This is a genomic window from Enterobacter cloacae complex sp. SYL001, assembly GCF_049237025.1.
Classification (GTDB): domain Bacteria; phylum Pseudomonadota; class Gammaproteobacteria; order Enterobacterales; family Enterobacteriaceae; genus Enterobacter; species Enterobacter intestinihominis.
In genome coordinates this window covers 599,387-625,418 of record NZ_JBMKJI010000001.1, presented here as the reverse complement: position 1 = coordinate 625,418, position 26,032 = coordinate 599,387, and the positions used below count along the sequence as shown (strand labels likewise).

Here is a 26,032-nt window from a genome sequence, read left to right as displayed (position 1 = left end):
AGCCCGCCGTTACCGGCGGGCTTTCATTTTGGGGTCAATCGTCTTCCTCATCGTCCAGTTCAACCGGCGTCTGATACTGATCCGGTTTGATAACCAGAAGGTCGCAGCGAAGATGGTCGATCACCTGCTCGGCGGTATTACCCAGGAACGCGGCAGAAATACCGGTCCGGCCAATGGTGCCCAGCACCACAATCCCGGCCTGCAAATGCTCCGCCAGATCAGGAATAACCTCTTCCGGTAACCCTTTTTCTACGTGGGTCATGTTCTCATCGATACTGAATTTCTGGCGCAGCGCTTTCATGGCCAGCAGATGCTGACCGCGAATCGCGTCGTTATACACGCTCGGGTCAAATTCAGGCAGCTCGATGGCGATATTGATTGGCGTAACCGGATAGGCTCCCACCAGATGGACTTCGGTATGGTTTACCTGGTCGGCAAGCTGAAGGGTCTCCTTCACCAGCTTCTCGTTCAGCGAATTGTGATAATCCTCTTCGCTGGCCAGATTGACCGCCACGACGGCTTTCCCGCCCTCAGGCCACGGCTGATCTTTCACCATCCATACCGGACAAGGGCATTTGCGCAGCAGGTGCCAGTCGGTCGGGGTGAAAATCACGGATTCCAGTTTGTCATGCTGGTGCGCCATTTTCAGCAGCAGGTCATGCCCACCGGCCACCACTTCCTGAATAATGGCTTCGAAAGGGCGGTTGTGCCAGACCACCTTGATATCGATAGGTACGCCCGCTTCCAGATAATACTTCGCCTGCTCGCGGATCCACGCGGTACGCTGGCTGATCACTCCCTGACGCATAGCGGTGCGCTCGTCAGGCGACAGAAGGGTGGTCATCTCGTATGAGAAGTCATAAATCGGCAAAAAGGCTTTAATTTTGCCACCAATCCGTTGATGTAAATACACAGCACGTCGTAATGCTGGCTGATCGTCCTGATTCGGATCGATAGCCACCAGCATATTTTGATACTTTGCCATACAGGTCTCCTTACTACTGTCACCACAGTCTGTAAGTAAAAGAGTAACCTATATATCTTGAATGAAACAGGGGGGAAGTTTTTGCCAGATCAATAATCATGAAAATTTATCGACCTGGCATAAGATATCCGGGAGAGTTATGCCACGTTACGTGAGTGACCCGCCAGAATGGCCAGGGCTTCACCGTTTTCAATGGTGATGTACTTACCTTTAACCGCCAGCATTCCGCTCTTCTGGAAACGACCCAGCAGACGGCTGATGGTTTCCACGGTCAGGCCCAGATAGTTACCAATATCGCCACGCGTCATGGTCAGACGGAATTCGCGTGGGGAGAAGCCACGTTCCGCGAAACGGCGGGAGAGGTTATAGATAAAGGCGGCCAGACGCTCTTCGGCATTCTTTTTGGAAAGCAGCAGGATCATATCCTGATCGCCTTTGATCTCACCGCTCATCAGACGCATCATCTGCTGACGCAGGTTCGGCATCTTACCGGACAGATCGTCCAGCGTTTCAAACGGGATTTCACAAACCATAGAGGTTTCCAGCGCCTGAGCAAAGCTCGGGTGATGGCCACTGCCGATGGCGTCAAAGCCGACTAAATCGCCCGCCAGATGGAAGCCAGTGATCTGCTCGTCGCCCTGTTCGGTAATGGTGTAGCTTTTGATGGTGCCAGAACGGATAGCATAGAGCGATTTCAGTTCGTCTCCCGCTTTAAACAGCGTCTGCCCTTTCTGAATAGGCTTTTTGCGCTCGATGATATTGTCAAGCTGATCGAGTTCATGCTCATTCAGAGTAAACGGGATACAGAGCTGGCTGATGCTGCAATCCTGGCAATGGATAGCACAACCGCCAGACTGAATGCGTCGTATAATTCGCTTTTCCGGGATCATAGGTTTGCTCAAGCCTTAATTGATATTGGTCAATTTTAACATCTTTTTGGTAAGGACGTAAGTCTGGCAAACCCCCAATAAAGACAAGAGACGGCAGCGAGTTGCCATCTCCTTGAAATTCCACAGAATGATTAAGGATTATTAGCCTAACAGGAAGAAAATTAAGCACAAAAAGCCTGGGAATTACAGCAGAAAATACCCTTCGTGACGCAGCAGCCACTCTTTACGCTGTACGCCCCCGGCATAGCCGGTGAGGGTGCCGTTGCGCCCGATCACGCGATGGCAAGGCACCACAATGCTGACGGGATTTGAGCCATTCGCCGCACCGACTGCGCGCGCCGCGCCGGTACGGCCAAGCTGCTCTGCCAGCTGACCGTAGTGCATCACCTGCCCGCAGGGAATGTTACGTAGCGCCTGCCACACCTCGCGCTGAAAAGGGGTACCCGCCGTGGCGGTTGGCAGGGTATTAATAATGCTGAGATCGCCCTCGAAGTAGGCCGCCAGTTTATCGCTCAGCCCGCCAGGATTACGGGCTGTAATACGCTCGTAACCCTCGGCGCGATAATGAATGTTGAGCAGCTCAACCATCCGGTCGCTGTGCTCTTCCCACTCAACAGCGCGAAGATTGAACGCTTCATCCGCGATAACCCACAGCGGCCCCAGCGGTGTCGCAATCTTGTCTTCGAGTAATCTCAGCATCAGTATTCCTTAGTTCAGCCTCGGGTAAATACCCGGTCCAATCGGCAGGCCGACAAGATACCACGCCACCAGCATCACCAGCCATACCCCTAAGAAGATAAGCGGATAGGGCAAGACCAGCGAATAGTAGGTACCCAGCTTAGCCTCCGGTCTGTAGCGTTGCAGGAAGCCTAAAAACAGCGGAACGAAGGGTGACACGGGCGCCAGCGGGATCACCGAAGAATCGGCGACACGGAACAGGATCTGGGCGAACGCCGGATGAAAGCCGAGCATCATAAACATGGGGACAAAGATGGGGGCCAGAATCGACCAGATGGCCGACCCGCTGGCAATAAACATGCACAGCAGGGACGACAGCAGCGCCAGGCCGACAAACGCCGGAACCCCGCTCAACCCCGCCGCCTCCAGCGCGTCCGTCAGGCTCACGGCCATAAACTTGCCCATGTTGCTCCAGTTAAACATGGCCACAAACTGCGCCAGCGGGAACACCATCACGATAAAACCCGCCATCTCCTTCATCGGCTCGATCATCAGGTGCGGCAGATCTCCCTGACGGCGGATTTTACCGGTAGCGATGCCGTAGGCGAGCGAAACGACGAAGAAGAAGAGAATTATCAGCGGCACAATACCCTGAATAAACGGCGAGGGAAGTACGGTGTGTTTGATTGGATCGCGCAACACGCCATTCTCCGGCACCACCATCAGCGCCACAGCCGCAATGAACGCCAGCGAGACGATCCCGGCGACGCGCAGGCCGAACTGCTGCTCTTTGCTCAGCGTCTCCAGCTTTTCATCGCTCCGGCCTTCCCATTTACCCAGGCGCGGCTCAACGATCTTATCGGTAATCAACCCCCCGACAATCGTCAGGACAATCACCGAACTGGCCATAAAGTACCAGTTGTCGATCACGCTGACGTGCATGGCCGCATCGATGGTGCTTGCTGCCTCCGTGCTGATGCCGGAGAGCAGCACATCGGTGGTCACAATAAGCAGGTTAGCGGTAAACCCACAGCCGACGCCCGCGATCGCCGACAGCAGGCCCGCAACAGGATGACGGCCAACGGCGAGGAAAATCAGCGCCCCCATCGGCGGCATGATCACCAGCGCCGCGTCGGACGAGATATGGCTGAAGAAGGCAATAAACAGCACCATATAGCTGGCATAACGCGCGCTGACGTGCGAGGCCATTTTCACCATCAGCGCGGGCAGCAGACCGACGCGTTCGGCCAGACCCGCGCCTAACACCAGCGCCAGGATGGCGCCCAGCGGCGCAAAACCGCTGAAGTTTTTAATCACGTTCGGCAAAAACCAGTGCAACCCCTCCACGCTGAGCAGATTTTTTACGGCCACCATGCTGCCGTCGGCCGGGCTGCGCACGCTCACATCAAAGGCGGACAGCACGGCTGTCGCGACCATCAGGATGACAATTAAATAGATAAAAAGCAGGAAAGGGTGCGGCACTTTATTGCCGATCCTTTCAACCCAGCCATAGAGCTTACCGGATGGGGAATGCGAAGGTATGGAAGACATACTCATGGGCGTTCCTCGGGACTGTTGTTGTGTTGTGTTGTATTTTTTTTATTTTAAAGGTGACGGTGTCACGTCCTGCGGGATCGGACACTCGTACGGTTTTTCTGTTATGTGTTGTTCGAATTCTTCCCGACATTTTCGCAGCAGGTCGGCATCCTGAAGCAGATGCAGCGCGGTCGCGCCCATCACTTTTCCGGCCAGCAGCATGCCTTTATGGGCAATAGAGGTACGCCCCTGCGCCACCAATTGCCAGGTATGCAGCGGGGTGCCGACGGTAAAACAGGGGCTAAAGCACTGTGCGACAGGCATCTTCCAGCTGACATCCCCCACGTCGGTGGAGCCTGCCAGCACGTTATCGGTGATGGCGTAAGGGGCAACTTCATCCACCAGTAGCGTTTCGTGATGGCGTCGGGCAAAGGCTTTTCCCTCTTCGGCTCCCGTTGCGGCAATGTTTTTCAGGCTGTTTTGCAGGTCGTTTGCCGTGAGCGTGGCGCGGATTTCACGGGCAAATTCGCGTTCTTCTTCCGTCCAGTCCGGCGTGCCGTAATGCTGCAATGCGCGGTACATGGCCGCTTCGAGCGTACGGTTCGGCAGATAGCTGGAGCAGGCTTTATCAAAGCGACACTCGACAGTGGTTTCGGTCATCATCGCCGCGCCCTGGGCGATTTTCTCGATGCGCGCGTAGATCTGCTGCGCATCGGCCATCTCCGGAGCGCGGATCAGGTAAAGCACTTCTGCCTGAGCCTGCACCACGTTAGGCGAAATTCCGCCGGTATCGGTGATGGCGTAATGAACGCGCGCTTTTTCAATGATGTGTTCGTTGAGGAAGTTTGTGCCGGTGGTCATCAACGTCACGGCATCCAGCGCGCTACGTCCCAGATGTGGGGAGTTTGCGGCGTGGGCGGCGATCCCCTTAAACCGCCAGGCGGCCTGAATATTGGCCAGCGTGCTGACGTTAAACATCCCGGCAAAGGCTTCCGGATGCCAGGTCACGGCAGCGTCCACGTCGTCAAATAATCCTTCACGCACCATAAAGGTTTTACCGGAGCCGCCTTCCTCGCCGGGGCAGCCGTAAAATCGTACCGTTCCGCTGCCGCCGTGCTGTTCCAGCCAGCTTTTCACCGCCACCGCACCGGCAAAGGCAGCAGTACCCAACAGGTTATGCCCGCAGCCATGGCCGTTAGCCCCCGGGGTGGCGGATTGCGCCGTCGCGCAGTGCGCCTGCTGGCTCAACCCGGCCAGGGCGTCGTATTCGCCCAGAAGGGCGATAACGGGCTTGCCGCTGCCGTAGCTGGCAATAAAGGCGTTGGGAATGCCTCCGGCTTCCCGCATCAGGGTAAAGCCCTCGGATTCCAGCGCGCTGGCGAGCCGTTCGGCGGACCAGAACTCTTCAAAGCGCGTTTCGGGATGATCCCAGATGTCGTCGGCAATATCGGTAAACGTCTGACATCGCGTGTCGATGGCATCAGCGATAAAAGCGTAGTTCTCCTGCATTACACACCTCGCGTCCACGGGAAATTAAGCGCAGTTCGCGCCAGTGTTTCGATAGCAACGTTCATCACCTGCTCATCAAAATCGAATTTTTCGTTGTGATGTCCGGCGCTCAGTTCGGTGCCGAAGACCATATACGAGGCCATGCCGCCGTTCTGCTGCACGCGGGCCATCATTAGCGTGGCATCTTCGGAGCCCGCAGGCGCTTTGACCTTATTAATGGCATGAGTCACGCCGGGCACCTGGCTTGCCTGTTCGCGCAGATAATCGACCCAGGCCGGGGAGGGGGCACTGGAGGTCGCCGCCCCCATCAGGTTTATCCCGGCTGTTACGCCGTAGAGCGCCGCCGCGCCGGTAATCACCGCCTGCGCGCGCTCAAAGACATAATGATTAATGGCCTCGCTTTCGCCGCGGGTTTCAACCTTAAGCAACGCATCAGCCGGAACCACGTTGCGTCCGCTGCCCGCCTGCATGACTCCGACGTTAACCCGGGACGCGCCTTCGCTGTGTGGCGCGATGCCATGCAGCGCGATAGCGGCCTGGGCCGCCGCGAGCAGGGCGTTACGGCCCTCTTCCGGTTTACCGCCAGCGTGTGCGGCAACGCCGGTAAAGCGCACGTCAAATTTGGTGGTCGCCATGAAGTTATCGCTGCCGCAGATCACCGTCCCTTCCGGAACGCCGGTTCCAATATGAATGGCGGTAAAGTAGTCCACGTCGTCCAGCGCCCCTGCAGCGACCATAGCGCGGGCGCCGCGCGTACCCTCTTCGGCAGGCTGGAAGATCAGTTTGATGGTGCCGTTGAGCTGGGCTTCATACTGCTTAAGCACCTGCGCCAGCCCCAGACCAATGGTGGTGTGGCCGTCGTGCGCGCAGGCGTGCATCATGCCCGGGTTGCAGGAGGCAAAACCGTCGCGGTACGGCCGGTGGCTGTCGTCATGCGCTTCGCTCAGATCAAGCGCATCCATGTCCACGCGAAAGGCCTGGGTCGGGCCGGGGCGACCGGTATTCAGGGTCGCGACAATGCCGGTGAACCCGCCTTCGAACGGCGCGAGCCATTTTTCCGGTGCGCCTTGCGCGCGGGCGCGGGCAAATTCCCGCGCCAGGGTTGCGTCATCGGGCAACCCCATCCGGCTTTCGGCATCCACGACATCGCGACCCATCGCCAGCTCGTAACCCAGCGAGTCCAGGATCTCCGAGACTTTCGCGGCTGTGCGAAACTCCACCCAGCCGGATTCCGCGAAATGGTGAAAATCGCGACGCCATGCGCTCAGTTGGGGGGCTAATGTGTGGATGTACTGCGCCAGTGCGTTCATATCTTTTCCTGTCATCATTAAAATATGTGAACTGCTTCACGCTGTGATAGTTTTTACTTATCACTAAGCGATTTTTCACAGTTTTAACCGTTCAGGAATTACCCTCGCACATCCGATTCCATTAAAGTAGATGACAGTTTCTTTACTCTGATAAACAACGGTTATCGGTCGGGTTATGTCATTTCAGATTAAATTTCATCAAATTCGGGCTTTTGTCGAAGTGGCGCGTCAGGGCAGTATTCGCGGAGCCAGCCGGGTGCTGAATCTTTCGCAGCCCGCGCTGACTAAATCCATTAAAGAGCTGGAAGAGGGCATGGCGGCACAACTGTTTGTGCGCCGGAGTAAAGGTGTCGCCCTGACCGAGTGCGGGGAAGGGTTTTATCACCGCGCTAATTTGATTCTGGAAGAGCTTCGCGCAGCGCAGGATGATATCCGTCAGCGTCAGGGGGAACTGACCGGGCAGATCAATATTGGGATGGGTGCCAGCGTGGCGCGCAGCCTGATGCCCGCCGTTATCTCCCGTTTTCATGCGCAGCATCCTCAGATCAAGGTGCGGATTATGGAAGGTCAGCTGGTATCAATGATCAATGAATTACGCCAGGGTGAGCTGGACTTTACCATCAATACCTATTATCAGGGGCCTTACGATCACGAGTTTACGTTTGAAAAACTCTTTGAGAAACCTTTTGCGGTATTTTGTCGGGAAGGACATCCGGCGTTGGGGGCTACCTCTATTAATGAACTTCTTCATTATAACTGGACAATGCCAACGCCGCGGGGAAGTTATTATAAGCAGCTTGAGGATATATTTCATCATCGCTCGCAGATACCGCGTATTGGCGTCGTTTGCGAAACCTTTTCGTCCTGTATAAGCCTTGTCGCACAAAGTGACTTCCTGAGCGTGCTGCCGCAGGAGCTGGGCTGCGACCCGCTGCTGGCGCACCGGCTGGTCATGCTGCCGGTTGTGGAAACACTTCCCAGAGCGGCCTATTATTTAATTCAGCGCCGTGATGCACGCCAGACGCCCCTGGCTGAATCATTAATTACACAATTCAGAAGGGAAGCGAGAAAAATAGTTTTATCGTGAAATTGCCAAAGAAAAAATAGAGCCTGCCCGACATCAGACAGACCCTACAGTACACACAGCAGTGCGTCCTTTCGCAAATCCTGGGTATTATATCCATGAGGCAGGTATATTTAGGTATAACATCTTTCCTGAAAAAAGAAAGGCGGCACGTCATTGGTTTTACAAAATTTCAACGCAAATCACTTATTTTAACTCTGCTGTAGTTTTAGTTAAGTAATATTTAAATAACTTTAATGGTAGCTATATATATTCATCAGATTAATATTTATCTTGCCCCTTGCGGTAAGGGTTATTGAGGCCCCTGCCCGGTGCAGGTATAGTACAAGCCCCGATGTGCCCGGAGGATTTCCATGAACCCTGACGACAAATCACTTTTTCTTGACGCCATGGAGGATGTCCAGCCCCTGAAACGCTGCACCGATATCCACTGGCAGCAAAGCCGTAATACCCGGGTTCGCCAGGAGATCGATACCGAGCAGCTCGACAACTTTCTCACACTGGGTTTCCTGGAACTCTTGCCGCTTGAAGAGCCGCTGATGTTCCAGCGCGAGGGCGTTCAGCAGGGCGTTATTGACAAGCTGCGCTCGGGTAAATACGCCCGACAGGCCAGCTTAAATCTGTTGCGTCAGCCCGCCGAACGCTGCCGCCAGATGCTGTACGCCTTCATTCGCCAGGCCAGCCGCGACGGTTCACGTAACCTGATTATCATTCACGGGAAGGGCCGCGAGCAGAATTTGCACCCGAACGTGGTGCGCAGTTATCTTGCCCGTTGGTTAACTGAGTTCGAGGACGTGCAGGCTTTCTGCGTGGCGCTGCCGCATCACGGCGGCAACGGGGCATGTTATGTTTCACTCCGAAAATCCGATGAGGCGAAACAGGAGAACTGGGAACGTCACGCCAAGCGCAGCCGTTAACAGTAAGGCCTAGAACGTCTCCCAGTTTGTGTCACCTGAGGCACTGACCGTGGCGGGACGCAACAGTTGCGGTGCTTTTGTATTTTTTGGCCGCGGAGCGGTGTTTTCCTGCATGTTCAGCCGGAAAGCCGCCACGGCCTGGCGCAGCTGTTCAGACTGATCTTCCAGCGCCGCCGCCGCCGTTGCCGACTCCTGTACCAGCGCGGCGTTTTGCTGCGTTACGCTGTCCATCTGCGAGACCGCCAGGCTGACCTGTTCAATACCGCGGCTTTGCTCGTCAGACGCCGACGAGATTTCAGCCATAATATCGGTTACGCGTGTCACGGCCGCGACGATCTCTTTCATGGTCGCACCCGCCTCGCTCACCTGTTCCGAGCCGGTATTCACCCGGCTGACGGAGTTTTCAATAAGCCCTTTGATCTCTTTTGCCGCCTGCGCGCTGCGGCTGGCCAGCGTCCGTACTTCGCCTGCCACCACCGCAAAGCCGCGGCCTTGTTCGCCGGCACGGGCGGCTTCAACCGCCGCGTTGAGCGCCAGAATGTTGGTCTGGAAGGCAATGCTATCGATAACGCCGGTGATATACGCAATTTGCTGAGAACTGTCGGCAATGTCATTCATGGTACGCACTACATTATTCACCACCTGGCCGCCGCGTGCGGCGGTTTCAGACGCATTCTTTGCCAGCAGCGTCGCCTGACGAGCGTTATCCGAGTTCTGTTTCACCGTGGCCGTCAGCTCTTCCATGCTGGCGGCGGTCTCTTCCAGCGAGGCTGCCTGCTGCTCGGTTCGGGCCGAAAGGTCGTTACTCCCGGCGGCAATTTCTCCTGCGCCCGTGTAGATAGAATCTGTGCTGCCGCGCACGGCGCTGACGGTGCTGACCAGCGACTGTTGCATCTCATGCAGACCGGCGGCCAGCTGGCCCATTTCGTTGCGCCCGGTAATCGCGACGTTTTGCGTCAAATCGCCGCTCGCGATGGTGCGAATATGGTTCATGATGGCGTTGAGCGGTCTCAGGAGCAGGTGCTGTAAACCCTGCCAGATCACCACCAGCACGGCGATAACGGTCAGGAAGATCGCCGCCAGCGTCCACTGCATCTGGGTAAAGCTGTTCTGGTTCTCTTCGGCGGCGGCTTTCAGCAGCACGTTGTTTTCCGCGCGCCAGCGGGTATAGACCGCCTCCATCTCATCCTGCGCCTGCTGGGCGTCCAGGTCGCCATAGGCCTGATAGTTATCGGCGCGCAAGTACGCAATGGACAAGCGCATTACCTCGTGCATGTTCTTCCAGGCTTTCTGCATCTCTTCGGTGAGCGCGGCATTTTGCCCCTTCACCTGCGGAATCGCCTGCCAGTTTTTGTAATAGTCTTCGGCTTTGGCCAGCGAACCGTTCGCGGTGCCCAGCAGCGTATTGATTGCCGCGAGAGAGGCCGGGTCGCGCTGGTTTTTCAGGTAGCGGATCGCCACGCGGGTGACGGTAACGCGCGTTTTCACCAGGGTGTTCACACTGTCGCTCAGGCTCTCCTGCTGGGCATTGAGCAACCCGGAGTTCTGAAAGTTGTGACGATCGTTGTTAACGGCAGAGTAGAACAACCCTCCCGTGACAACTTGCAGCAGACAGAATATGGTGAGGGCAAAGATAATACCGGTAATCACGTGCAGATTTTTCAGCATGGCGGTCATCCGTAATAGAAGAGGCAGGGTTACATCAATACTATCGTCGTAGCGAATTTAAACTTTAATTTTACTATTGCTTAACTAATGGTTTCGTTGCGGAACCTGTTGTAAACCCGGATCATTTTTATGAGGAAGATCAGCATGAGCAGCATAGATAAATGCGGAACATTCACGCTCGGAACGCGTACGGTTAAACGGTTTGGCTATGGCGCGATGCAGCTTGCCGGACCTGGCGTTTTTGGTCCGCCAAAAGACAAAAATGCGGCGCTGGCGGTGTTGCGTGAAGCGGTAGAGTCGGGGGTAAATCACATTGATACCAGCGATTTTTACGGCCCCCATGTGACCAACCAGCTTATCTGCGAGGCGCTTCATCCGTACCGGGATGACCTTACGATTGTGACCAAGATCGGAGCCCGACGCGGCGAGGACGCCTCCTGGCTGCCGGCGTTTTCCGCCCAGGAGCTGACGCAGGCGGTGCATGACAACCTGCGCAACCTGAAGCGAGATGTGCTGGACGTGGTTAACCTGCGGATCATGTTTAGCGCCCACGGACCAGCGGAAGGCTCGATTGCCGCGCCGCTAAGCACCCTCGCGGAGCTGCAACAACAGGGGCTGGTTCGCCATATTGGGCTGAGCAACGTCACTGCTTCGCAGGTGGCTGAAGCGCAGAAGATGGTTTCCGTGGTATGCGTACAGAACATGTACAACGTGGTGAATCGCGGTGACGATGCGCTGGTAGATTCGCTGGCGCAGCAGGGGATTGCCTGGGTGCCGTTCTTCCCACTGGGTGGTTTCACGCCACTGCAATCTTCCGGGCTACAGGCGGTGGCGGATTCACTGGATGCGACGCCTATGCAGGTGGCGCTGGCATGGCTGCTGCAACGCTCGCCAAATATCCTCTTGATCCCGGGTACTTCTTCGGTGGCGCATCTGCGTGAAAACCTGGCGGCAGCCGATCTGGTATTGCCGCCTGAGGCGCTGGAGACGTTAAATACGCTGGTAGAGTAACCCAGACAGCAGCAAAAGCCCGGGGGGATTTTTCGGGCTTTTGGTGTTTATGACACAATCTGATTCCTTTGGCGGTGAAGTGCTAACGCTTCCGCCACGATTTCCTGCTTACTTTTCCGTGTTTCATACGCAGTAATGCGGATGTACTCCATCAGCGCTGGATCGATGCGCGCACTTAACATCCTGAGATCGGCCTCCTTTGCTACACCGCGAGCAACACGCTTGTCGGGATAATCACGGGCTGGCATAGAAAACGTCCTCCAAAAATTGTCTTGTTAATTTGTGCTGTAAAATATGCGCTAGTCTTGGTGTAAAGTCAATGGCTAGTGAAGGCGCAGTGAATTACTGTTTGGATTTTCTGTGATTCAAGACTTCATTAAGTGATTTAATAGTGTTTGTATTGTCACTCTGTGAGTCCGCTTTGATGCGGAAAGTCACATTTTCAGTGCTGATAATGACGGAATGTTCAACGCACCAGACGCTCTAAAATTATTGATAATTTCTTCCTGAAACTTAACTCAGGTTTATCCCTGTGCTTATTCATGGTTATTGCTTAATTAAATCTTCTGTTTGAAGGCTCAGCTGTAAAAATCTGACGCTATAAGACCGGCCTTGGGGGAATCCTGATATTAATCCTTTAAGCAACTTCCGGCTGGTCATATATTCCAGCATAGGTGACGTAGTTAGCGATATTCGCTATTTTAACCCTGTTAAACCCATGTAATTTCGCTGGTTTTCATTTCTTCCGACATAATAGATTTTGTCTACGGTCTCTTTTTAATTTATGCTTCGCATACGAACAATTAGCGTTGTGCAGGGTTTTAACATCGTGGCAGTTAATAAAACCCTGCTTTATATAAAGTAATCAGGAGATTCATTTTTATGTCAGACAATAATCCCCGCCCATTGGGCTGGTTAGGCCCGTGGTGCCTGCTGGTGGGTGTGGTACTTCTTGTGACGGGGCTGTTTTTTGCCATCGGCGGTTTTAAACTGGTTTCCCTGGGGGGGAGTTGGTACTTTCTCATTGCCGGGGTTTTCACGCTGCTCTCTGCAATTCAGTTTTTCCGCCGCAAATCCTCTGCCGTAGGGCTGTTTGCTCTGGTGTTTCTTGGCACCCTGATTTGGGCATTTTTCGATGCCGGACTCGACTTCTGGCCCCTGGTTTCCCGATTAATGGTACCCGCCGGGCTGATGGTGCTGGCAGCAGCCACCTGGCCTGCATTGCGTAAGCGTGAAGGAAAACCGTCCTCTACGAAAGGGGCGATGGCGGTCTGCGCGGTCCTTATTATCGGCATGGGCGTCACCTTTGTTCAGATGTTTCAACCCCATCCGACCGTGCCGTTTAGCGGCGAAAAGCGCCCGCTGGTGCCGGTAAAAGAAGAGGCGAAACAGCAGAACTGGGATCACTACGGTAATACGGCTGGCGGTAGTCGCTTTGTGGCGCTGGACCAGATAACCCGTGACAACGTGAAAAACCTGAAACCGGTCTGGACCTACCATACCGGTGATATTCCGCAAAGTCCGGATGGCAATGGCGCAGAAGATCAGCAAACGCCGCTACAGGTAGGCGATCGTGTCTTCCTCTGTACGCCGCATAACAACGTGATCGCCGTGGATGCCGATAGCGGGAAAGAGATCTGGAAAGCGGAAATCAACGCTAAGTCTGCCATCTGGATGCGCTGCCGTGGCCTGGCGTACTTTGATGCCACCAAACCGCTGGCACAGCCAACGGTAGCCGGCTCCACACCGGTTCTGCCAGCGCAGGTCGCACCGGGCGCGGCATGCCAGCGCCGTATCCTGATGAATACCATTGACGGTAAGCTGATCGCGTTAGACGCCGATAACGGCAAATTCTGCCCGGACTTCGGTACTAACGGCAGCGTTAACCTGCATGAAGGAATGGGCGACGCGTCAGATCCCACCTACGTGCTGACGTCGGCCCCGACGCTGGCGGGTACCACGGTCGTGGTTGGCGGCCGCGTTGCGGATAACGTCAGCACCGATATGCCGGGCGGCGTAATACGTGGTTATGACGTGATCACCGGCCAGCTGCGCTGGGCGTTCGATCCGCGTAATCCGGATCCGAACTATGTTCTGAAGCCGGGCGAAGACTACAAACGCAGCTCCGCAAACTCCTGGGCCCCTATGTCCTGGGATGCGTCGATGAATACCGTGTTTATCCCGATGGGAAGTTCCTCTGTCGACCTGTGGGGCGCTGACCGTATTCCGGAAGATCACAAATACGCCACCTCAATTCTCGCTCTGGATGCGACTACCGGGAAAGAGAAGTGGGTATACCAGACCGTGCATAACGACCTCTGGGATTTCGATATCCCGATGCAGCCGAGCCTGGTTGATTTCCCAACGAAAGAGGGCAACAAGCCCGCGGTGGTGGTGGGCACTAAAGCGGGGCAAATTTACGTTCTCGATCGCCTGACGGGTAAACCGCTCACTGAAGTGAAAGAGGTTCCGGTAAAACCAGCGGATATTCCACGTGAACAGTACCCGGCAACGCAGCCTCGCTCTGTGGGGATGCCGCAGATTGGCGCTGAAACCCTGAAAGAATCGGATATGTGGGGGGCGACGCCGTTTGACCAGCTGGCCTGTCGTATCAGCTTCAAATCAATGCGTTATGACGGTCTGTACACGATGCCGGGAACCGATATTTCCCTGAGCTTCCCGGGCTCGCTGGGGGGAATGAACTGGGGCAGTTTGTCCACCGATCCGAACAACCAGTATATCTTCGTCAATGACATGCGTCTGGGCCTGTGGGTTCAGCTGATTAAGCAAGATCCGCAGAGCGCGGTGGCAAACACGGGCGGTGAAGCCGTGAACGCCGGGATGGGCGCCGTTCCGATGAAAGGAACGCCGTATTCGGTCAACAAAAACCGTTTCATGTCACCGCTGGGCATTCCGTGCCAGAAACCACCGTTTGGCTCTCTCTCCGCCATTGACCTGAAAACGCAGAAAATCGTCTGGCAGGTGCCGGTCGGTACCGTACAGGATACCGGTCCGTTTGGGGTAAAAATGCGTATGCCAATGCCTGTCGGTATGCCGACGCTGGGCGGTACGCTGGCCACGCAGGGCGGTCTGGTCTTCATTGCGGGAACCCAGGATTACTACCTGCGCGCCTTTGATTCCTCTACGGGGGAAGAAGTGTGGAAAGCGCGTCTTCCGGTGGGTAGCCAGGGCGGACCTATCAGCTATGTATCACCGAAAACCGGCAAACAGTACATTCTGATCTCTGCTGGCGGTGCACGCCAGTCGCCGGATCGTGGTGACTACGTGATTGCCTACGCGCTGGATAAATAACAGCGAAATAAGCAACCTGGCCCCGTCGAAGTACGGGGCTTTTTTTTGACTAAAAACCACGGATATGAAGAAAGCGGCGGGTCCGGTCAGCCCGTGAAAAGCACCCGCCAGCGACGGCGATGGCGAGTCATCTCGCGCCATAGTGCGATTATCTCGTCAAGTTGCAGGGCATCAACAGCCTGCGGCGTTAACACCGGTAAACCATAGCGCTGGCGCAGGGCGGCTACTGCCGTGGCGCTGGCATTCATCGGTGACAGGATTTGCGTCGCCAGCTGCTGTCGCAATACGCTGAACGCCGTCACATCGCACAGCGTCAGCTCACGCAAAAATTGTTTGCAGCAACCCAACAGGTTCACGGGAGAGCGGTCAGGCGACTGTAACGCCAGCAGCAGGCCATCGCGATCGGCAATACGCTGATAACGACAGCTGACCACGTAGCCAATCTGCTGTTCCACGCGCAGGCGCTGGAAAAATTGCGGTTCGCAGCATAACGCCAGCAGCCGCAGCGCGGCGAGCGACGCGCCCGGCGGCAGGGGAATAAACACCAGCAGCGCCGAATCCGCGCTGGCGTGCGGAATGTGTTCGATCCCGCCGGGACAACCTCTTAATGGCGTCGGCTTAGCGTTAACCGCCGCCCGGAGCAGGCCAAGCTGCCGGGCTAACCCGTGCGCGTGTGCGACGCTGCCGCCAACTAGCGCCGCCAGCCAGCCGTCTCGTGGCGGATCCGATGCCAGACGTTCAGGCAATTGCTGAAGCAGCTCACGGATGGCAATGCCTTCTGGCACTGGCGTAAGAGCCGGGGCGGGGTGGGAGAGGCGATCGATTATCGCCCCGATGATGTGTTCCGCCGTAGCTACGGCGTCAGGTAGCCGCAGGGTGAGCTGCCAGCTACCGTCAACCGTTTGCCACTCGCCGCTGCCGTCAATATGGCGCAGTTCAGCAAGAAGAGGGCGTAACTGTTTGCCCATCGCCACCCCCTGCGCCCGTTCCACGCACGAATAAAAAGGCCTGCGCAGGATCAGCGTTGGCGGTTGTGTCTGCGCCGACAAATGCAGCAGCGGAGCGGCTTCTGACGTCGGGGCTGGCGTAACATACCTGGCAGTCTGCGGGTAGAAGGAGAACGCGATGGGGCTATCATCTGCAACCGGCTGGCGACGCCAATGGCTAAGCGGCAGAGCAAACCCCTGGCTGGTGATAATTTCAGCGGTTTCAATTTTTTTGCAGGCCAGATACGAGGTGGGCGCCGCCAGTAAATCGGCACAAAAGGCGGAAAAACTTACGGGCGCCGCACCGGGCGCAAAACCGAACGCCCGCTGGCGCAGCTGCTCCAGCGTCGGCAGGGCGCTGAAATGCTGCTGTGCCAGCCGATAATAATGCCGCTGCTGCTCATCCGTCGTTTGCTGTAGCGCCCGTAGCCAGTGGGCAATATGCGGGTCAACCTCCTCGGGTCGTTCGCTATCAACCGTTAGCGCCAGCCATCCGTTATCGTTATCCTGATAAAGCCAGTTCAGGGCGACATCTTCTGCCAGCCCGCGCGCCCGCAGCCCGGCAATCAGGCTTCCGGGGGCGTCGTCCAGTAAAAACTCCCGAAATAAGGTGACATTGTCACTTTTTCGAATTAACGGACAACGCCACAGTGCGGGTCGCTCTGTCACTGCCAGCTGAAAATCTGCTTCAGCGCTAAGACGCAACGGGGGAGCGGTTTCAGGCATGCCACCAGAAGCAAAACCGGACGCAAACGTATGGGCAAGCTCGGCCAGCGCATCCAGCGTTTGCGGCCCTTGCAGCCACAATTGCAGATGTCCGGCCACATAATAGCGCCGATGAAAGTCGCGCAACGCGGTTTGCAGCGATCCCGGGTCCTGCCCCAGAGAATCCTGGCTACCTACCTGAAAACGGCGAAAAACTGTGGGTTCTTCCATCGCGTGGCGTGCCGCCGCTTCGCGCCTGGCGGAATCATGCTGCTGGATGAGCCGGTTTTCCGCATCAATGACCGCCACTTCGCGCTGTATGTCATCGCATGAAAGCAGCGGCGCCTGCAACATATCCCGCAGTCGTGCGACGCCGTCGGACAGGTTATCGGCGGCCACATCGAAGAAAAATGCGCTGTGGCGAGCCAGCGTGGTGGCATTGACGCTACCGCCCTGACGCTGGACCCAGGCCATGAGTCGATCGTCACCCTGATAGCGCTGGCTACCGCGGAACAGCAGGTGCTCAAGTAAATGCGCAAGACCGGCGAAGCGCGGTGGCTCGTGATGGCTTCCGGCACTCACGCGCGCCAGCGCCGCCGCGCGTGTCGCCTGCGGCTGATGCACCAGCGTTGCGCGTAAACCGCCTGCCAGCTCCACGATGCGGGGGGTCATTATCGTTACAGTTCCCGGGTTTTATAGATAAGCTGAGAACGGGTGCGGTTGCGGAACTGAAGCTGGCCGATTTTCATATCGCTACAGGCTGCTTCGCGTCGCGCGTCCAGAATTTTATGATGATGCGGCGATTTGCTGCACACCGGATCGGCGTTATCCGCATTCCCGGTGAGCATAAAGGCCTGGCAGCGGCAGCCGCCGAAGTCCTTCTCCTTTTCATCGCAGGAGCGGCACGGCTCCGGCATCCAGTCAAACCCGCGATAGCGGTTGAAGCCGAAAGAGTCATACCAGATGGATTCCAGACTCTGATCAAGCACCGAGGGGAACTCCACCGGTAGCTGGCGCGCGCTGTGGCAGGGCAGCGCCGTGCCTTCCGGGGTCACGCTGAGGAAAATCGACCCCCAGCCGCCCATACAGCCTTTTGGTCGCTCTTCGTAATAATCAGGGGTGACGAACAGCAGGTTGGTCAGATTGCCGCTGGCGGCCATTTTTTGCCGATAGTCGGCAACCACGCGTTCCGCACGGGCAATCTGTTCCCGCGTCGGCAGAAGCCCCTGACGATTAAGGAACGCCCAACCGTAGAACTGGCAGGTGGCAAGTTCGACGTCGTCGGCGTCCAGTTCGATGCACAGCTCGATGATTTTATCGATCTGGTCGATGTTGTGCCGGTGCAGGACGAAATTCAGCACCATCGGGTAATCGCGCGCTTTGACCGCTTTGGCCATCGCCAGCTTCTGCTGGAAGGCTTTTTTATTCCCCGCCAGCGCAGCGTTGAGCACTTCATCGCTGGCCTGGAAGCTAATCTGGATATGGTCCAGACCGGCCTCGCTGAACGCGTCGAGCTTGCTTTCCGTCAGGCCAATTCCCGAGGTGATCAGGTTGGTATAAAAACCGAGATCGCGGGCGGCGCGGATCAGCTCCGGCAGATCTTTACGCGTCAACGGTTCGCCGCCGGAAAAACCTATCTGCACGCTGCCCATCGCCCGCGCCTGGCGGAAAACCTCAATCCACTGTTCAGTGGTCAGCTCCTGATCCTGCCGGGCAAAGTCCAGCGGGTTAGAGCAGTAAGGACACTGTAGCGGACAGCGATAGGTCAGCTCCGCCAGCAGCCACAGCGGTGGATTGACGGTGGGTTTATTCTGGCTCACGGAAAATAATCCACTTCTGTTGATAAGCGATTTGCAGGAATTCTACGACGTCGTCATCCACGCCGCCGGCTTCCGGGAACCGTTCGTTGAGTATGGCAATGATGGCCGCCGCGTCGCGTTGGCCATCGACCAGTTCGAGGATTGCGGCCGCGGTCTCATTGAGTTTAGCCATGCCTTCCGGATAAAGGATGACATGGCTGTCCTGAGCGGCTTCCCATTGCAGGCGATAGCCGCGACGAAAAGCGACGATGGAGTTTTTTTGCATGCTTATACCAGTCGGGTTGTGTGCCAGGCCGCTTTGTCGGTGACCGTGTGATAAGGCGGACGCTGTAGCGCGTAGGCCATGGTCATCGCGTCGAGCATCGACCACAGGATATCGAGTTTGAACTGAAGGATCTCCAGCATCCGATTCTGCTTTTCTGCGCTATCGCAGTAACTCTTCGCCAGCTCCAGACCGTGTTCAACGTCGCGGCTGGCCTGGCTGAGGCGGCTGCGAAAATAAAAATAGCCTTCCTCTTTGATCCACGGATAGTGCTGCGGCCAGCTGTCGAGACGCGACTGATGAATTTGCGGGGCAAACAGTTCGGTGAGCGAACTGCATGCCGCCTCCTGCCAGTTGGCGCGGCGGGCGAAGTTAACGTAAGCGTCCACGGCAAAACGAACGCCGGGCAGCACGTGGCGTTCGCTGATTAAGTCGTCGCGGCTAAGCCCTACGGCTTCGCCCAGCTGTAGCCAGGCTTCGATCCCGCCGTCATGACCGTTGCTGCCGTCGTGATCGAGGATCCGCTGCACCCATTTGCGACGCGTGTGCGGATCCGGGCAGTTCGCCATAATGGCCGCATCTTTCAGCGGGATCGTCGTCTGGTAGTAAAACCGGTTCGCCACCCAGCCCTGGATCTGCTCGCGGCTGGCCTCGCCTTTATGCATCGCGATATGGTACGGATGGTGAATATGATAGTAGGCGCCTTTCGCCCGGAGGGCGTGTTCAAACTCTTGCGGCGAGAGCGTTTCGCGAATGTGCATAGTTAGTCCTGAAGCGTGATGGTCATCCCGTCCCAGCTCACTTCAATTCCCTGCTGCGTGAGGGCGTGACGCTGCGGCGACTGCTCGTTAAGGATCGGGTTAGTGTTATTAATGTGAATCAGAATCTTGCGCTTTGCCGGCAGTGAGGCCAGCAGCGCCATCATGCCGTGTTCATCGCCGAGCGCCAGATGGCCCATATCGCGGCCGGTATTGCGCCCGACGCCAGCGGCCTGCAGTTCATCGTCCTGCCAGACTGTGCCGTCAATCAGCAGACAGTCCGCTTTTTTAAGCCACGGCAGGATGTCGTCATCGGGTTCACCGAGACCCGGCGCGTAGAACAGCGTCTGACCGTTGCGGCGGTTTTCGATAAACAGCGCCACGTTATGCCCCGGCAGCGGGCGGTCGCGCCACGGCGAATAGGGCGGTGCGTTACTGGCGATGGGGACAGCGGTAAACTGCAAATCAGGGCAGGCTTCCACGCTAAAGGCGGTGAGCGGTGCGATCGGATGATGAATCAGGCCGCCGTTCCAGTGCCGGAGCATGGTAAAAATCGGGAATCCGCTGGAAAGATCTTCATGCACCTCTGGCGTACACCATACCTGATGCGGACACCCCTCGCGCAGGCTGAGCAGCCCGGTGGTGTGGTCAATCTGGCTGTCGGTGAGAATAATGCCGCCAATATGCGTGCCGCGCAGAACCTCTTTCTTATTCAATTCTGGCGTATGGGCAATCTGCTGGCTGATATCGGGCGAGGCGTTACACAGTATCCACTCTTCGCCGTTATCGCTGACGATGATCGACGACTGGGTGCGGGGGGTCGCCTGAAGGGTACCGTTGCGCAAACCCTGACAGTTGGCGCAATTACAGTTCCACTGAGGGAAACCGCCGCCGGCGGCGGAACCGAGGACTTTAATAAACATGAAGATAGGCCAGGTAGTAAAACAGAAATGCCCGCACGGATGGCGGGCTGAGCGATTAGCGGTTGGAAATGTACAGCGTCACTTCCAGGCCAAGACGTAAATCAATAAAAGCAGGTTTCTTCCACATCGTTTTTTCCTCTTTAAAAATGCAGCACCAACACCATTGTTTGTGCCAGTTTTGTGATTGTCATCAAATAATGCGTCACTGTGGGGCAAAGCTCAACCCGAAAGATGTAAGGAATTAACGTAATGTTTACAACGTAACCTATTGTTGCCAAACATTTTGCAATACCTTTTGCCAGTTGCCCCACAGCAGCTTATTCAGCACAAATTGATCATAGCCGCTGTCACGCAACGCGCTGATTAGCCGCGGTAAACCACTCACATCATGCAAATCATCAGGTAACGTGATGCCGTCAAAATCGGAGCCCAGCGCAACATGATCTTCGCCCATGATGTTAATAAGATAGTCGATATGGCGAACGATTGTGCTCAGCGGGGTATCGCTATCGCGTTTACCGTCGGCGCGCAGAAAGGCGTTGCCGAAATTGACCCCTGCCACGCCGCCGCTGTCGCGGATAGCCAGCAGTTGCCGATCGGTCAGATTACGCGGTTGCGGGCACAGCGTATGGGCGTTGGAATGGGTGGCGACCAGCGGTGAAGAGGAATGACGAGCAGTATCCCAGAACGCCTTTTCATTCATATGAGAAACGTCAATCAGCATGTTCAGGGCGTTAGCGTGCTTAATAAGGGCGATACCCTCTGCTGTAAGCCCTGGGCCTCTGTCCGGGCTGCCGGGAAACGCCCCGTTAACGCCGGTGCCAAAACGGTTAGCAATGTTCCAGAAAGGCCCAATGCTGCGCACGCCAGCGGCATAGAAAGCCTGTAGATCGCCACCCTCGCCGTCAAAACCGCCCGCACCCTCAATATGCGCCACCATCGCCAGCACCTTATCCTGACGGCAGCGTTCGATATCTGCCGCGCTCAGGCACAATCGCGCCCGTCCATCGGAGTGTGCGACAAGCTGCTTGAGGATCGTCAACTGCTGCCAGAGAATGTCGATTGGTTGCCACGGCTCGCTGGCGTAGTGCGGCGCCATGCGGGCGATATACTCCTGCGGCGGCACGAACAGCGCGAACAGCCCGCCGGAAAATCCGCCTTGCTGCATGCGCGGATAATCGAGGTGTCCGTTCTCAATGCCGGAGAAGAAGGCCGTTACCGGATCCTGGCGATGGTGAAGCCATAAATTAAGCAACAGGTCATTGTGACCATCAAAAATCGCCATAGCGCATCCCACTGTTTTTTATTGCTGCGAAAGTTGCCTGGCACGATAACCGATTTGTCCGGTCCGGCAAGGAGAAACTTACAACTTAGCAGCAATTGTTAATAACGCTTAACCCTGAGGAGATCCGCACATCATATTGCGTGGCGAGATAAGAGCATTTCCCGTTCCATCTGCGATTGCATCGCGTACGTTCCCTGAGCTACAGGGCTACGCTATACTTCGCCACTTTGAGTTATGCGTGGCAGGTAACGAAATATGCGGGAGAGCATTAATTTTATTTTCGTGGTGCTGTCTTTCACGGCACTGATTATGGTGATGCGCTTTTTCATCAGGCGTATTCGGCATCCAAAGCGCATCGTTGCCGACAGCCGGGGAATGAAAAAAATCTCTACCCATCCTTCCTGGTTTGGCGGATCGTCAGGTAAAACCTACTTTTATGATGAGCAGTATTTATACGAGGTCATAAATAGCGTCACCCGTAAAATTGAGCTGGCGGCTATCGTAAAAATTAAGCCGGGCTCGACAGTGGTAAATAACAGGCGGATCTGGTCTGTGAGCTATCTTGAGGGAACCCGTGAAAAACAGGTGCAATTTTATAATAATCTGACGGTGTTTAATCAAAACTTTGCTGCGTTTTTAGAGGCTGTAAAACGCGTGAATCCTGAAGCCGATATTAAGGCCGTCTCCTTGTTCAATCTGTGACTGGAATACATTACCTTTATCTTTCTGACTGCCCATACGGCAGGTATGGGCAGTAAAGCTGCCGATATTACTTCTTCTTGTTCATCATCGCCTTGAGATCGGCAAAGGGGTTAAACGTGGCGACACCCACGTCTTTTTGCGCATCCTCACCTGCGACAACGGTGGTGCCATACTGATCCGCTTCGGTGTACTTTGAGTGTTCGTGGTCATGGCAAAACAGGCACAACAACTCCCAGTTACTGCCATCTTCCGGATTATTGGTGTGATCGTGGTCGATATGGTGGACCGTGAGTTCACGAAGATTCGAATACACAAACTCCCGCGAGCAGCGTCCACAGACCCACGGGTAAATTTTTAGCGCTTTTTCACGGTAGCCGCTTTCCAGCCGTGCGTAGTTTTTGGGGATCAGAGCCATTGCTGATGTTACCTGTTAAAAAAGAGAATAGTTCACACTATATCCCATTTTGAGATGCCAGGAGAATGCCTCCTCTGCGGGAAGGCAGCGTGCGATTTGCGTATTTCTGTCAGTTTATTTGAAGCATTCCGTTAAATAATCACCATTTATTCTCATCGGTTAATGCGTAGAGTAGGGATAACGCAATGCTTTATCAGGATACTCCACTATGAAAAAGATCGGATTTTTGTCGTTTGGTCACTGGACGCCGTCTTCCCAGTCCGGCACGCAAACCGCAGCTGACACGCTGCTACAGTCCATCGATCTGGCTGTCGCCGCTGAAGAGCTGGGCGCGGACGGGGCTTATTTCCGCGTGCACCACTTTGCCCGCCAGCTCAGTTCGCCATTCCCCTTGCTGGCTGCGATAGGCGCGAAAACCAAACGCATCGAAATCGGTACGGGCGTGATCGACATGCGGTACGAGAATCCGCTGTATATGGCGGAAGATGCTGGCGCGGCAGATCTCATCTCCGGCGGGCGATTACAGCTTGGTATCAGCCGGGGCTCCCCGGAGCAGGTGATTGATGGTTGGCGTTATTTTGGTTACGTGCCGCAGGACGGGGAAAACGAATCTGATATGGCGCGCCGTCACACTGAGGTACTGCTTGATGTATTACGCGGTGAAGGGTTTGCGAAGCCTAACCCACAGCCGATGTTCCCAAACCCGCCGGGATTGTTGCGTCTGGAGCCGCATTCAGAGGGCTTACGCGATCGTATCTGGTGGGGGGCTGGCTCCAATGCAACGGCAGTATGGGCGGCAAAACTGGGGATGAACCTGCAAAGCTCAACGCTGAAAGATGATGAAACCGGCGAGCCGTTCCATATTCAGCAGGCAAAACAGATCCGTGCCTACCGACAGGCCTGGGCCGAGGCAGGGCATACCCGTCAGCCACGCGTTTCGGTCAGCCGCAGTATTTTTGCCCTGATGGACGATCGCGACCGGATGTATTTCGGTTCAAGCCGCAATGAGAGCGACAGCGTTGGCTATCTGGATGAGAAAACGCGGGCCATTTTCGGACGCAGCTATGCCGCAGAGCCAGACAAGCTGATTGAACAGTTGAGAAAGGATGAAGCGATCTTGGAAGCGGATACGCTGTTGCTTACCGTGCCGAATCAGCTGGGCGTGGAATACAACGCACATGTGATCGAGTCCATCCTGAAACATGTCGCACCGGAAATGGGATGGCGCGATCGCAATGCGTAATCTGGCCCTCTGGTATCGCCGGTTTGGTGAGCCTGAATCGGTACTGCAAGCGGAAACCACACCATTGTCACCGCGACAGCCGGGAGAGATACGTGTGCGCATGCTTTTTTCTCCGGTGAACGCCTCCGATCTCATCCCCATCACCGGGGCATATCGCCATCGCACGCCGCTGCCCGCAATAGCCGGTTATGAAGGGGTCGGAATAGTGACCGAAACGCCCGCCGCTTACCCGGCGCTGCTGGGCAAGCGGGTCCTGCCGTTACGGGGGCAGGGAACCTGGCAGCGCTATGTCGACTGCCCGGTGGCGTATGCGGTTCCCGTCCCGGACGACGTCGACTCGCTTCTTGCCGCGCGGGCGTATATCAACCCGCTTGCCGCTCAGATGATGCTGGACCGCTATCCTCCGATCGGGAAAACGGTGCTGCTCACCGCTGCCGGTTCTGACTGCGCCGTTCTGCTCGGGCAATGGGCACGCCAGGCGGGTGCAGAGGCGGTTTACGGGATCCATCGCTCGCCCGTGCACGCTCAACGTCTGGCTGAAATGGGGATCGTCCCGATTGCGCAAGATGATACGGCCGCCGTCAACGCTGCCGCCGCGCAAGCGGAGGTGGTGTACGACGCCACGGGCGGCAGCCTGGCGGAGGCGATCCTGAGCGTGATGCCCGAAACCGGTACCTTTGTCTGCTACGGGCTACTCTCCGGGCAGACCTTCCGGCAGCAGCGGCCGTTGCCGCGCGTGGCGTGGTTTCACATTCGTAACTATCTGGACGCGCTGAGCGCTGAGGCGTGGCAGGCGGAGTTTCGGCGCATCTGGCCTAAACTGCGCGCCAGCCAGTGCAGCGATGTTACCCTCTACCCGCTGTCGGAATGGCAGCGGGCAGTGGGCAACTACCGCGAAGCGGGAAGAACGGGCAAGCCTATGCTGTCGATGGACAATTAATCGGCCTTATGGCTCATGTCGCTCAGCAGTACAGCGATACTTTGTCCACCGGCGGTCTGCTCCAGGCCAATTTTGACAATAATTGTCAGCGGAACGGAGAGCAGCATGCCGACAGGCCCGAGCAGCCAGCCCCAGAAAATCAGGGACAGGAACACAACAAGAGTTGAAAGCCCCAGCCCGCGTCCCATTATCCGTGGTTCGAGAATGTTCCCGAAGACAAGGTTAATCACCAGATAGCCTGCCAGCAGAATCAGGGCATCATACAAACCGCTGAAAACCAGCACCTGAAGGATAGGGGGGATCGCCGCCAGCACGGAGCCAATGTTAGGAATATAGTTGAGCGCAAAGGCCAGCAGCCCCCAGACGAAGGCAAAACGCACATCCAGCGCGGCGAGCATCCCCCAGACCACTAATCCCGTCACGAGGCTGATGGCCGTTTTCAGCACCAGATAGCGTGAAACGCTGTCGAGCGCGCGCTGAATAGCACCCATTCCCTCTACCGGACGCACCATGATGTGCTGGAGTTTTGCAGGCAGCTGTGGAACTTCCAGCATCATAAACACAACCGTCAGGAACAGCAGGAAAATCGAGGTCATGGCGTTGGAGAGCTGTGCCAGCAGGCTGGTGACAATCGTCATGGCGGCATTCGGATCGATGTATTTAAGCAGTTCCTCAACCGAGACTTCGATACCCGCGCGTTGCAGCAAGGGTTCAATTTGCAGCAGCGGAGTCGCCAGGGAAGAGCGGTATGTCGGCAGCGTCCGCGCCAGCTCGTTCAGGGAGGTTCCCAGATAGGCGACTAACAGCACCATCGCAACGATAATAATACTGATAAGCAGGCTTATCGCCAGCACACGCGGGATGCGTAGCCGCACCATTCGCTGCACCAGTGGATTGAGGATCACCGCGATAAAAAGCGCCAGGATAAAAGGCACGATGATATCGGCCGCAAAACGAACGCCGGTCAGAATGATCACCAGCATGCCCAGCATGATGACGATCTTAAGCCCGTTGAGGGTGATAATGGGTTTGGCCATGGACGTTCCTGAACAGTTTTTTATTTATAATAGAGGGGAAAGCGGATTAAAAAAAC

The 26,032-nt window shown here is 56.0% G+C and carries 24 protein-coding genes; 7 read left to right on the top strand and 17 right to left on the bottom strand.

Going from position 1 to position 26,032, the window contains the following annotated elements:
• Window positions 1–34: 34 nt before the first annotated feature.
• The 6 genes from uspE to ACOTZP_RS02795 all read right to left on the bottom strand — a co-directional run bounded on the left by uspE (window position 35) and on the right by ACOTZP_RS02795 (window position 6,908).
• Window positions 35–985, bottom strand: a complete 951-nt coding sequence (gene uspE, locus ACOTZP_RS02820; protein WP_003857535.1) for a universal stress protein UspE — start codon at window positions 983–985, stop codon at window positions 35–37.
• Between the two features lie 137 nt (window positions 986–1,122).
• Window positions 1,123–1,875 (bottom strand): fumarate/nitrate reduction transcriptional regulator Fnr, encoded by a 753-nt coding sequence (gene fnr / locus ACOTZP_RS02815; protein ID WP_000611906.1) that lies wholly within the window; start codon window positions 1,873–1,875, stop codon window positions 1,123–1,125.
• 183 nt (window positions 1,876–2,058) lie between these two features.
• Window positions 2,059–2,574, bottom strand: a complete 516-nt coding sequence (ogt, locus tag ACOTZP_RS02810; protein ID WP_023306088.1) for a methylated-DNA--[protein]-cysteine S-methyltransferase — start codon at window positions 2,572–2,574, stop codon at window positions 2,059–2,061.
• Between the two features lie 9 nt (window positions 2,575–2,583).
• Window positions 2,584–4,110, bottom strand: a complete 1,527-nt coding sequence (abgT, locus tag ACOTZP_RS02805; protein WP_022647942.1) for a p-aminobenzoyl-glutamate transporter — start codon at window positions 4,108–4,110, stop codon at window positions 2,584–2,586.
• 42 nt (window positions 4,111–4,152) lie between these two features.
• Window positions 4,153–5,598: a M20 family metallopeptidase gene (locus ACOTZP_RS02800; RefSeq protein ID WP_271074861.1), complete on the bottom strand. Its 1,446-nt coding sequence runs from the start codon at window positions 5,596–5,598 to the stop codon at window positions 4,153–4,155.
• Window positions 5,598–6,908, bottom strand: a complete 1,311-nt coding sequence (locus ACOTZP_RS02795; protein WP_332975782.1) for a M20 family metallo-hydrolase — start codon at window positions 6,906–6,908, stop codon at window positions 5,598–5,600. Before ACOTZP_RS02795 ends, ACOTZP_RS02800 begins: the two co-directional genes overlap by 1 nt.
• 175 nt (window positions 6,909–7,083) lie before the next feature.
• Between ACOTZP_RS02795 and ACOTZP_RS02790 the strand changes: the two genes are divergently transcribed.
• Entirely contained in the window at window positions 7,084–7,995 is a 912-nt protein-coding gene (locus tag ACOTZP_RS02790) for a LysR family transcriptional regulator (RefSeq protein WP_046620072.1), read from the top strand.
• A gap of 350 nt (window positions 7,996–8,345) precedes the next feature.
• Window positions 8,346–8,909 (top strand): DNA endonuclease SmrA, encoded by a 564-nt coding sequence (gene smrA / locus ACOTZP_RS02785; protein WP_421633607.1) that lies wholly within the window; start codon window positions 8,346–8,348, stop codon window positions 8,907–8,909.
• Window positions 8,910–8,918: 9 nt separating this feature from the next.
• Here the strand turns inward: smrA and tcp are convergent, their stop codons facing one another.
• Window positions 8,919–10,577, bottom strand: coding sequence for a methyl-accepting chemotaxis citrate transducer (tcp, locus tag ACOTZP_RS02780; RefSeq protein ID WP_271074865.1), 1,659 nt, complete (start codon window positions 10,575–10,577; stop codon window positions 8,919–8,921).
• 144 nt (window positions 10,578–10,721) lie between these two features.
• On the opposite strand from tcp, the gene ACOTZP_RS02775 reads away from it, so the two are divergent.
• On the top strand, window positions 10,722–11,588 hold the full coding sequence (locus ACOTZP_RS02775) for an aldo/keto reductase family oxidoreductase (protein WP_023299981.1): 867 nt from the start codon (window positions 10,722–10,724) through the stop codon (window positions 11,586–11,588).
• 47 nt (window positions 11,589–11,635) lie between these two features.
• Here the strand turns inward: ACOTZP_RS02775 and ACOTZP_RS02770 are convergent, their stop codons facing one another.
• A complete protein-coding gene (locus tag ACOTZP_RS02770; RefSeq protein ID WP_023299982.1) occupies window positions 11,636–11,836 on the bottom strand; it encodes a hypothetical protein in 201 nt (66 codons plus the stop codon).
• Window positions 11,837–12,470: 634 nt separating this feature from the next.
• Here ACOTZP_RS02770 and ACOTZP_RS02765 point away from each other — a divergent pair.
• Window positions 12,471–14,900 (top strand): glucose/quinate/shikimate family membrane-bound PQQ-dependent dehydrogenase, encoded by a 2,430-nt coding sequence (locus ACOTZP_RS02765; protein WP_271074866.1) that lies wholly within the window; start codon window positions 12,471–12,473, stop codon window positions 14,898–14,900.
• A gap of 86 nt (window positions 14,901–14,986) precedes the next feature.
• Here ACOTZP_RS02765 and pqqF read toward each other — a convergent pair whose 3' ends face one another.
• The 7 genes from pqqF to ACOTZP_RS02730 all read right to left on the bottom strand — a co-directional run bounded on the left by pqqF (window position 14,987) and on the right by ACOTZP_RS02730 (window position 21,639).
• A complete protein-coding gene (gene pqqF / locus ACOTZP_RS02760; protein WP_271074867.1) occupies window positions 14,987–17,263 on the bottom strand; it encodes a pyrroloquinoline quinone biosynthesis protein PqqF in 2,277 nt (758 codons plus the stop codon).
• A 5-nt stretch (window positions 17,264–17,268) separates the two neighbouring features.
• Window positions 17,269–18,411: a pyrroloquinoline quinone biosynthesis protein PqqE gene (gene pqqE, locus ACOTZP_RS02755; RefSeq protein ID WP_045308495.1), complete on the bottom strand. Its 1,143-nt coding sequence runs from the start codon at window positions 18,409–18,411 to the stop codon at window positions 17,269–17,271.
• Window positions 18,398–18,676, bottom strand: coding sequence for a pyrroloquinoline quinone biosynthesis peptide chaperone PqqD (gene pqqD, locus ACOTZP_RS02750; protein WP_003857508.1), 279 nt, complete (start codon window positions 18,674–18,676; stop codon window positions 18,398–18,400). Before pqqD ends, pqqE begins: the two co-directional genes overlap by 14 nt.
• Window positions 18,677–18,678: 2 nt before the next feature.
• A complete protein-coding gene (gene pqqC / locus ACOTZP_RS02745; RefSeq protein WP_193130086.1) occupies window positions 18,679–19,434 on the bottom strand; it encodes a pyrroloquinoline-quinone synthase PqqC in 756 nt (251 codons plus the stop codon).
• 2 nt (window positions 19,435–19,436) lie between these two features.
• Entirely contained in the window at window positions 19,437–20,354 is a 918-nt protein-coding gene (pqqB, locus tag ACOTZP_RS02740; protein WP_023306096.1) for a pyrroloquinoline quinone biosynthesis protein PqqB, read from the bottom strand.
• Between the two features lie 55 nt (window positions 20,355–20,409).
• Entirely contained in the window at window positions 20,410–20,481 is a 72-nt protein-coding gene (gene pqqA / locus ACOTZP_RS02735) for a pyrroloquinoline quinone precursor peptide PqqA (protein WP_002905689.1), read from the bottom strand.
• 138 nt (window positions 20,482–20,619) lie between these two features.
• A complete protein-coding gene (locus tag ACOTZP_RS02730) occupies window positions 20,620–21,639 on the bottom strand; it encodes a dipeptidase (RefSeq protein WP_193130087.1) in 1,020 nt (339 codons plus the stop codon).
• 255 nt (window positions 21,640–21,894) lie between these two features.
• Between ACOTZP_RS02730 and ACOTZP_RS02725 the strand changes: the two genes are divergently transcribed.
• Window positions 21,895–22,341 carry a hypothetical protein gene (locus ACOTZP_RS02725; protein WP_048966593.1) on the top strand — a complete coding sequence of 149 codons (447 nt, stop codon included), beginning with the start codon at window positions 21,895–21,897 and terminating at the stop codon, window positions 22,339–22,341.
• Between the two features lie 67 nt (window positions 22,342–22,408).
• Here the strand turns inward: ACOTZP_RS02725 and yajD are convergent, their stop codons facing one another.
• On the bottom strand, window positions 22,409–22,756 hold the full coding sequence (gene yajD, locus ACOTZP_RS02720) for an HNH nuclease YajD (RefSeq protein WP_006808895.1): 348 nt from the start codon (window positions 22,754–22,756) through the stop codon (window positions 22,409–22,411).
• 208 nt (window positions 22,757–22,964) lie between these two features.
• Here yajD and ACOTZP_RS02715 point away from each other — a divergent pair, with 208 nt between their 5' ends.
• The gene (locus tag ACOTZP_RS02715; protein ID WP_271074868.1) at window positions 22,965–23,999 is read left to right on the top strand and encodes an LLM class flavin-dependent oxidoreductase; all 1,035 of its coding nucleotides are present in this window, start codon (window positions 22,965–22,967) and stop codon (window positions 23,997–23,999) included.
• Complete coding sequence (locus ACOTZP_RS02710; RefSeq protein WP_271074869.1) at window positions 23,992–24,939, top strand: zinc-dependent alcohol dehydrogenase family protein; 948 nt, start codon at window positions 23,992–23,994, stop codon at window positions 24,937–24,939. Before ACOTZP_RS02715 ends, ACOTZP_RS02710 begins: the two co-directional genes overlap by 8 nt.
• On the opposite strand, the gene ACOTZP_RS02705 is transcribed toward ACOTZP_RS02710, so the two are convergent.
• A complete protein-coding gene (locus ACOTZP_RS02705; protein ID WP_271074870.1) occupies window positions 24,936–25,976 on the bottom strand; it encodes an AI-2E family transporter in 1,041 nt (346 codons plus the stop codon). The two genes, ACOTZP_RS02710 and ACOTZP_RS02705, sit on opposite strands and share 4 nt — an antisense overlap.
• Window positions 25,977–26,032 lie beyond the last annotated feature (56 nt).